General features: G+C 66.4%; 9 protein-coding genes. 3 read left to right on the top strand and 6 right to left on the bottom strand.

The window, feature by feature from the left end; all coding sequences use genetic code 11:
* Positions 1-257 precede the first annotated feature (257 nt).
* The gene (locus N1F91_RS28535; RefSeq protein ID WP_289997171.1) at positions 258-1,124 is read left to right on the top strand and encodes a hypothetical protein; all 867 of its coding nucleotides are present in this window, start codon (positions 258-260) and stop codon (positions 1,122-1,124) included.
* Positions 1,117-1,515 carry a hypothetical protein gene (locus N1F91_RS28530; protein ID WP_289997170.1) on the top strand — a complete coding sequence of 133 codons (399 nt, stop codon included), beginning with the start codon at positions 1,117-1,119 and terminating at the stop codon, positions 1,513-1,515. The genes N1F91_RS28535 and N1F91_RS28530 overlap by 8 nt, the downstream gene beginning before the upstream one ends.
* A 262-nt stretch (positions 1,516-1,777) precedes the next feature.
* On the opposite strand, the gene N1F91_RS28525 is transcribed toward N1F91_RS28530, so the two are convergent.
* From N1F91_RS28525 to hrcA, 6 genes are all read right to left on the bottom strand, one after another.
* Complete coding sequence (locus N1F91_RS28525; protein WP_289997168.1) at positions 1,778-2,272, bottom strand: DUF427 domain-containing protein; 495 nt, start codon at positions 2,270-2,272, stop codon at positions 1,778-1,780.
* Positions 2,269-2,631 carry a DUF393 domain-containing protein gene (locus N1F91_RS28520; RefSeq protein ID WP_289997167.1) on the bottom strand — a complete coding sequence of 121 codons (363 nt, stop codon included), beginning with the start codon at positions 2,629-2,631 and terminating at the stop codon, positions 2,269-2,271. The genes N1F91_RS28525 and N1F91_RS28520 overlap by 4 nt, the downstream gene beginning before the upstream one ends.
* A gap of 322 nt (positions 2,632-2,953) precedes the next feature.
* Positions 2,954-3,754 (bottom strand): delta-class carbonic anhydrase, encoded by an 801-nt coding sequence (locus N1F91_RS28515; protein WP_289997166.1) that lies wholly within the window; start codon positions 3,752-3,754, stop codon positions 2,954-2,956.
* A 174-nt stretch (positions 3,755-3,928) separates the two neighbouring features.
* A complete protein-coding gene (locus tag N1F91_RS28510; RefSeq protein ID WP_289997165.1) occupies positions 3,929-4,561 on the bottom strand; it encodes a trimeric intracellular cation channel family protein in 633 nt (210 codons plus the stop codon).
* A gap of 382 nt (positions 4,562-4,943) precedes the next feature.
* Positions 4,944-5,603, bottom strand: coding sequence for a nucleotide exchange factor GrpE (gene grpE / locus N1F91_RS28505; RefSeq protein WP_289997163.1), 660 nt, complete (start codon positions 5,601-5,603; stop codon positions 4,944-4,946).
* Between the two features lie 87 nt (positions 5,604-5,690).
* Positions 5,691-6,761, bottom strand: coding sequence for a heat-inducible transcriptional repressor HrcA (gene hrcA / locus N1F91_RS28500; RefSeq protein ID WP_289997162.1), 1,071 nt, complete (start codon positions 6,759-6,761; stop codon positions 5,691-5,693).
* Between the two features lie 134 nt (positions 6,762-6,895).
* On the opposite strand from hrcA, the gene rph reads away from it, so the two are divergent.
* Positions 6,896-7,612, top strand: coding sequence for a ribonuclease PH (gene rph, locus N1F91_RS28495; RefSeq protein WP_289997160.1), 717 nt, complete (start codon positions 6,896-6,898; stop codon positions 7,610-7,612).
* The last annotated feature ends 19 nt before the right edge of the window (positions 7,613-7,631 follow it).

Genomic DNA, 7,631 nt, shown 5'->3' with positions numbered 1-7,631 from the left:
GGTGTGGCTCGCGCGATGTTGTCGGCAGGATTGGCCTAAGCAACGAATCCTACGCCAAATCAACCGCTTATGCTACATCCGCCAGCCTTGCGAACACGCCGTCATGAATAAGACGGGCTAAAGACGCGTGGCGTCGCCGCCACAGCGACCGCGAGCGAGTCCCGAAAGGATTCGACAAAAGCCTTGCCTTCGACCTCATCAGAATTGAGGACGGTAGCGCGATCCCGAAGCTTGAGTGGAATCGAGGCAGCGCGCAGATGAACCTCCCAGGTTTCGCTGCGGAAATCGAGCAGATCGTGGAGTCCGCGTACGGTGACGTGGTTGCCTTGATCGAAGGACGATCCGGGCGGGAATCCGCATTAAGCTCAGAAAAGGTTCGCGCGCTCAATCGCTTTGGCGCGGGGCTCCGGGAAAACGAAAAGATCGAGATTCCTGACCGGACCAGCGGGAAAGTGGTCTCGTTTGATGCGAACCGCCGCAAGCAACTGATTATGGGTGCGCGTGAAACCTATCAGACACGCTTCGAAGGTATCGGAGAGCTAATCGGGACCCGCATAAAGAATGAATATGAGGGCTCCATCACAGTTCGAACGGCTGAACACGACGACATCGACATTCCAGTCGATCCTCGGCAGATAAAGGAAGAGTTTGACGGAAGCCTCAAGCAGGACGTCCAGTTCGAGCTTCTAGTTGAGCTAGATAGTCAAGACCGCTTCCGCCGTGTGGCGGACGTGTTTGAAATTGCTGTTGTAGATAGCGAGCTTGGTGCCGCACTCTCAAGGTGTCGTGTACGTCTCGATGAACTTCGCGCGCTCAGCGCTGGGTGGCATGACGGTTCAGGCCTACAGATTACCGACAGTGCGCTGAAGGCCGCGGAGTTATTCCTTGCGAAGCGCACATCATATTGCGCCGTATTACGCCTATTTCCCACGGAAGCTGGTGGCATCCTCGTTGATTTCGAGCGCGGCGGGTGGGACTACTCGGTGGAATTCAGCGCTGCGGGGGGCGTGGAGTTTTATGGGATTGAAATAGACGGTTCAGGAGAACTTGAACCCAAAGAGTTTGATTTTGTGGATCAAGATTTCTTGTCTGCTTTTGATAGCCGGATGAGCACCAATGGGTGAGCCGCTCGCGAACCCGGATGAAGTGCTTTTCCGGCAAATCCATCCTAACTGCATTCACAATGGCGAGCCGGCGAGCGACCGGTTCAAGCCTCAGCCGAACGATGCGGGGTTGATGTCGGTGGACCGAAGTTCGCTCACCGATGCGGCAAGCTCCCACGCGCTTTACACGAGCACTGGCAAACAGTCAGGGGCCGTACACGGTCTAAGCGTTGAAGAGTTCGGGGGCGAGTCAATTGAGTGCAGAGAAGATCCGTTGGACGGGACCGATACCGCACCCGCCAACTACGCTCACGCGCTAGCTGACTATACGCCTCATGAAGAGAAGAGATGGAAGCTGATCTCGAAGCGTCTGACGCAAAAGGCGAAGGCCCGCGGGCAGCTTTACCCGTAGCGTATAGTTAGGTGCGGCATCGAACGCGTCGCCTGGTCCGCTCCTCGCACATGGGCGCGGAGCGGCTGTCTTCGAAGCTGGTAGCTCCGCCCGGACGCAGGGTCTTTCGCCCGATTTCGGTATGGAGGGACCGCTTACTTCACGTTATGTCCTCCGTCCTTCTCCCCTGCCCGGCTCCCTCCCGGCGGAAACGCCCATCCGCACCTCAGCGCCGCCGCGCACGGCGAAGGCTCCGAGGGCGACGATCGCCTCCCCCCTTCGCTCACCACCCCATGGTCCCCGGCCCGCCCTTGAACGGGCCGACGACGCGGCTGGTGATCCAGCCGCCGTAGAAGCGGCCGGGCTGGGGGGTGACCGTTTCGCCGTCCACCGTGCATCGGTCGAACGGCCCGGCATAGAAGGCGACATGGTCGCGCAGGAGCGCGAAGGGGGGCGTCGGGTCGGGATAGCACCAGCCGACCCGGGGCAGCACGGTGTCTCCCGCCACCACGTCGAAGTAGATGGCGGCGCCTTTCCATTCGCAGGGCGAGGTTCCCGCCGCCCTGCGCAGCACGCCGGGCGCGATGTCGGCCGGCGGAATGTACCAGGAGGGCGGGTGGCTGGTCTCGAGCGTCCGCACGGCCGACCGGGTCTCGGCGATCCGCCGCCCGCCATGCTCGATGACGATGTGGCAGGCGCTCGGCTCGGCGATGGCCGGGCGCGGATAGGACCACACGCTTTCCTGGCCGGGCCCGACCGGATCGCCCCTGCGCGTCATGCCGGCGCCGACCGGCGGGCGAGGCGCTGCAGCCGCGGCCGGACGCGCAGGAAGGCAACGTAGCCACGCTCCAGCAGGGCCAGCACGAGCGGGATGCGGGCCAGCACACCGATGGGGCGCAAAAGCGGGATCGCCCGCCACATGGCAGCGAAGGCGCCGGCGCCCGACACGAGCACGCCGTTCTCCCGGGCGTGAAACCTGGCCAGCAGTTCGGCGCGGTCGACGGGGCAGTCCGCGACGCTCGATACCGCGACGTCGATGAAGTCGATCGCGCCCCGGCGGTCGAGGCGCTTCATCAGCATGATCTCGCGCGTGCAGAGCGGGCAGGAACCGTCGAACCAGATGGTGAGCGTGGCCATGACCCGGGATATGGGGCGCGCCTCGCAAACGTCACGGCCTCACGATGTCGCACGGGGCGGAGCGTGCCGGCGGTCGCCTTCTGGCTGGTGAGGTCGGGCGTCGGAAACCTTCAGCCGAACCCGCGCGCGCCCCGAGGACGACGGTGAAACGAGTTTCGGGAGCGAAGGAGCGCGGCGGCCTCATGCGCGGCGATGTCGCGGATGAGGCCGCCGATGGTCGATGTCATGGCGCCCGTCACCCCGGCGGCGGCCGCCATCCCGGAGCCTGACGCACAGGGCAACGGAGCCGCGAGCGCTTGGCGGTCGCGGCTCCGGGTCTTGCTTAGCGGATGGGGGCGAGAAGTTCGGAGGTCGTGACCAGCTGCCGCACGCCGTGGGCGTGCTCTTCCTTGAAGACGTTGCCCTTCGCCGCCCAGGCGTGCAGCGAGCCGATGTCGAGGCGGGCACAGTTGGGGCGGACGCTCCAGGTCACCTGGAGCGGCGAGCAGGCGCTCTCGGTGTATTTCGGTCCGGTCGTGGAGCCGGCGAAGACCACGGGCGTGCCGGTGCCGCGCGGCAGCGCCTTCGGCTGGTAGTGGCCGTCGTCGAGCCGCACGCCCTCGGCGAAGTCATTGAAATCCAGCGCACGTGCGTCGTTCACCAGCAGGAACACCTGCGATTCGACCCGCAGCTGCGGGTTGGTGCAGGTCTCGCTCATGCAGGCGCCGAGGCCTTCGCCGGGCGCGACGTCGCAGGAGCTGTAGACCCAGTGGACCTCGATCGTGTCGCCGGGCTCGACGCCGTAGAAGCCATGCTCGACATGTTCGGGCCTCTCGCGTTCGGCCGGCGTCAGGCTGTCGGCATCGTTGCAGCGGAAGCCGCCATGCTCGCCGGACCCGGCGCTGATCGAGAAGCCCGGCCCCTTGTGCTCGGCATTGGCATGCGTGTGGATGTTGCACAGGTTCATCGCCTCCGGCGCCGGTGCGGCGGCGAAGACGCGGGAGTTGCTCCCCGCGAGGCTGGAAATGTCGCGCGGGGCCTGCGGGCCGTAACCGGCACAGGTCTCGCCTGCCGAGGCAGTCGAGATCAGGGCGAGCGTGGTGGCGAGCGCGGCCGCAGCGCGCAACGTGGCGGTCTTGAACATCCGGGTACCCCCTTGAAGAATCTTGTCCCGAAACATCCTTTGCCTGAGGCAAATTAAGGCAAGAATGACAAGGGTTGCGGCATTTGATGCGAATTTGCGCAAGTCGCGGCTGGCGGTCAGTTTGCCGGCGTGCATCGGTTCCGAAGATGAAGGAAGGCACCCCGCCGTAGCCGGTCAGACGATATCCTCCGGCCGCCGCCCCGGCCGGCTCCGGTACGGCGGAAACGTCCAGCCGAACCAGAGTGCGCCGCCGCGCACGGCAAAGGCTGCGAGCGCGCCGAGGATGGCGGCGAGCGGCATGGTGAGGCCGAGGATGGCGAGCGCGGTAAAGGTGGCGGCGCCGGTCAGGGCGGCCGTGACGTAGATCTCGGGGCGCAGCAGCACCGAGGGTTCCTGCGCGGCGATGTCGCGCACGATGCCGCCGAAGGTCGCCGTCATCACGCCCATGACGATGGCGATGGTGGCCGAGCCGGTGACGATCAGGCCCTTGTAGGCGCCGAAGACGCAATAGGCGGCAAGGCCGATCGCGTCGAGCCAGAGCAGCAGCTTGTAGCGCGATTCGAGCAGGTGCGCGGTGAAGTAGACGATGACGGCCACCGCCGCGCAGACCAGGATATAGTCCTGGTTGACGGTCCAGAACACCGGCACGCCGAGGATCAGGTCGCGCAGCGTGCCGCCGCCGGTGCCCGTCACGCAGGCCATGAAGATGAAGCCGATGATGTCGAGCTGCTTGCGCGAGGCGGCCAGAGCGCCGGTGGCGGCGAACACGGCCACGCCGGCATAGTCGAATGCGAGGATCGGGATCATGGCTGCCTCCTGCGTCAGGCTTAGCGCGGATGCGGGGGCTTGCGCCAGACGGGGGCGGGGGCCTGAAGGCGACGGGCCAGAGGACGGCGCGGTGTGTCGGATCGGACGGTTCGCGGCGTCGATCATGTTGCTTGTGCGGAGGTCGAGCCCTACGGCGCCCCCCTCTGCCCTGCCGGGCATCTCCCCCACGAGGGGGGGGAGATCATTCGCGCCGCCGCCTTCGCAAATCGCCAACGTTGCAGGATGAGCGCCGAGCGCGGAACTGCCGATCTCCCCACCTGTGGGGGAGATGGGCGGCAGCCCAGAGGGGGGCGTGACGGAACGCGGCGTTGGAGACGGACGGCCGAGGGGCGTTGGCGGTATACCGGCGCCCGGCGCCCCCTCAGCCCTTCGCGTCGCCCTCGGCCGTGCCCTCGACCGGCGCGGCCTTGGGGCCGCCTTTCGACACGCCGACCATGGCCGGACGCAGCATGCGTTCGCCGATGACGTAGCCGGTCTGCACGACCTGGACGACGGTGTTGGCGGGCAGGTCGGGGTTGGGCACCTCGAACATCGCCTGGTGGAAGTTCGGGTCGAAGCGCTCGCCCTCGGGCTCGATCTTCTTGACGCCGTGGCGTTCGAGCGTCGACAGCATGCCGCGCTCGGTCATCTCGACGCCTTCGAGAAGGGCCGCGAAGCCCGCTTCGCCCTTCTCCTTCGCCTCGGCCGGCACCGCGGCCAGCGCGCGCTGCAGATTGTCGGAGACGGTGAGCATGTCGCGGGCGAAATTGGCGATCGCGTAGTTGCGGGCATCATGGACGTCGCGGGCGGTGCGGCGGCGCAGGTTCTCCATCTCGGCGGCGAGGCGAAGCGCCTTGTCCTTCAGCTCCTCGTTTTCCTTGGCGAGCCGCATGAAGGCCTCGAAATCGGCGGCCTGGGCTTCGCCCGGCTGCGCATCGGTGGGCTGGCCGTCGGTCGGCTTGTCGGCAGCGGCGTGCTCGGCATAACCGCTGCGCGCGGTCTCCGTGTCGGGCGCGCGTTCCTGGTTCGGATGGTCGCTCATCGCTTGATCCCGTGTGCTCGAATGATGGTGAGTGAGTTGCGCCCGATATCGAGGCTCGGGGGGCAAAAATCAAGGGGCGGGGCCGTTTCAGCCCAGCATCCGCGAGATCATCTGGGCGGTGTAGTCGACCATCGGCACGATACGGGCATAGTTGAGCCGCGTCGGCCCGATGACGCCGAGCGCGCCGATGACCCGGGCGTCCTTGTCGCGGTAGGGCGCGACGACCAGCGAGGAGCCGGAGAGCGAGAACAGCTTGTTCTCCGAGCCGATGAAGATGCGCACCCCCGATCCCTGCTCGGCCAGTTCGAGCAGCTGGATAAGCCCCTCCTTGGTCTCGAGGTCCTCGAACAGGTGCTTGAGCAGCTCGATGTCGGCCTGGGCGGTGACGTTTTCGAGCAGGTTGGCGCGGCCGCGCACGATGAGGCGTGACGGCGTGCCGGTTTCGGTGCCGCCCCACACGGCGAGGCCCTTCTCGACGAGGTCCTGCGACAGCGAATCGAGCGCCTGGCGCGTCTCCTCGCGCAGCCTGGCGATCTCGGCGCGCGCCTCGGCCAGCGTGCGGCCGCGGATATGGGCGTTGAGGTAGTTGGAGGCCTCGTGCAGCTGCGAGAGCGTGACGCCGGGCGGCAGGTCGATGACGCGGTTCTCGACGTCGCCGGAATGCGAGACGAGCACCGCCAGCGCCTTGTCGGGCTCGAGCTGGATGAACTCGATGTGCTTCAGCGCCGTCTCGGTCTTGCCGGCGAGCACGACGCCCGCGCCGCGCGACATGCCCGACAGCATGGTGCTCGCCTCGGTCAGCATGTGCTCCAGCGAGGCGCCGCGACCCGAGGCCTTGACCTGCGCGTCGATCGAGCGGCGCTCCTCCTCAGACAGGTCGCCGATCTCCATGAAGGCGTCGACGAAGAAGCGCAGCCCCTTCTGCGTCGGCAGGCGGCCGGCCGAGACGTGCGGCGAGTAGATGAGGCCGAGATGTTCGAGGTCGCTCATCACGTTGCGCACGGTGGCGGGCGACAGCGAGGACGGCAGCAGGCGGGCGAGGTTGCGCGAACCGACGGGCTCGCCGTCGCGCATGTAGGAATCGGCGATGAGCCGGAAAATCTCGCGGGATCGGATGTCGAGGGACTGAAGGGTGGGGTCGGTGATCGGCTTCGTCATGGCATCAAGCCTCCGGAAAAGACCATATAATCCGCATCGCTGCGAACACAACGCCGATGACGGTTCGTTTCCCTTTGCGTCGCTGCCGTCCTGGGGTTAAAAGCCGCGCTTTATCGCCATCAAGGAACCCGCCCATGCGTCCTTCCAAGCGCCAGCCTGACGAGATGCGCGCCGTCAGTTTCGAACGCGGCGTCTCCAAGCATGCCGAGGGCTCCTGCCTCGTCAAGTTCGGCGACACGCACGTGCTGTGCACCGCAAGCCTGGAAGAGCGCGTCCCGCCATGGCTGCGCAACAGCGGCAAGGGCTGGGTGACGGCCGAATACGGCATGCTGCCGCGCGCCACCGGCGACCGCATGCGCCGCGAGGCCTCGACCGGCAAGCAGGGCGGCCGCACGCTGGAGATCCAGCGCCTGATCGGCCGCTCGCTGCGCGCCGTCGTCGATCTGGAAGCGCTGGGCGAAGTGCAGATCACGGTGGACTGCGACGTGATCCAGGCCGATGGCGGCACGCGCACGGCCTCGATCACCGGCGGCTTCATTGCGCTCTACGACTGCCTGGCCTGGATGGAGGCGCGCAAGATGCTGACCGTGAGCAAGGTGCTCAAGGACCACGTCGCGGCGATCTCTTGCGGCATCCATGGCGGCACCTGCGTCATCGACCTCGACTATGTCGAGGATTCCTCGGCCGGTGCCGACGCAAACTTCGTCATGACCGGCAAGGGCGGCATCGTCGAGATCCAGGGCACCGCCGAGGGCGACGCCTTCTCCGAGGCGCAGTTCGCCGAACTCATGGCGCTGGCCAAGAAGGGCATCGCGCGCCTCGTCGACCTGCAGAAGATGGCGGTGGGCTGAGACCGGCGACGGACCGCGA

Origin of the sequence: Aquibium sp. ELW1220 (genome assembly GCF_030398385.1) — a bacterium.
Lineage (GTDB): Bacteria > Pseudomonadota > Alphaproteobacteria > Rhizobiales > Rhizobiaceae > Aquibium.
The sequence above is the reverse complement of the archived record's forward strand: the minus strand, read 5'-3'. Positions and strand labels throughout refer to the sequence as shown.

Coding starts and splice junctions, on each gene's coding strand:
- N1F91_RS28525 (WP_289997168.1), bottom strand. CDS start 2,272: ATGACGCGCAGGGGCGATCCGGTCGGGCCCGGCCAGGAAAGCGTGTGG.
- rph (WP_289997160.1), top strand. CDS start 6,896: ATGCGTCCTTCCAAGCGCCAGCCTGACGAGATGCGCGCCGTCAGTTTC.
- grpE (WP_289997163.1), bottom strand. CDS start 5,603: ATGAGCGACCATCCGAACCAGGAACGCGCGCCCGACACGGAGACCGCG.
- N1F91_RS28530 (WP_289997170.1), top strand. CDS start 1,117: ATGGGTGAGCCGCTCGCGAACCCGGATGAAGTGCTTTTCCGGCAAATC.
- N1F91_RS28515 (WP_289997166.1), bottom strand. CDS start 3,754: ATGTTCAAGACCGCCACGTTGCGCGCTGCGGCCGCGCTCGCCACCACG.
- N1F91_RS28520 (WP_289997167.1), bottom strand. CDS start 2,631: ATGGCCACGCTCACCATCTGGTTCGACGGTTCCTGCCCGCTCTGCACG.
- hrcA (WP_289997162.1), bottom strand. CDS start 6,761: ATGACGAAGCCGATCACCGACCCCACCCTTCAGTCCCTCGACATCCGA.
- N1F91_RS28510 (WP_289997165.1), bottom strand. CDS start 4,561: ATGATCCCGATCCTCGCATTCGACTATGCCGGCGTGGCCGTGTTCGCC.
- N1F91_RS28535 (WP_289997171.1), top strand. CDS start 258: ATGAACCTCCCAGGTTTCGCTGCGGAAATCGAGCAGATCGTGGAGTCC.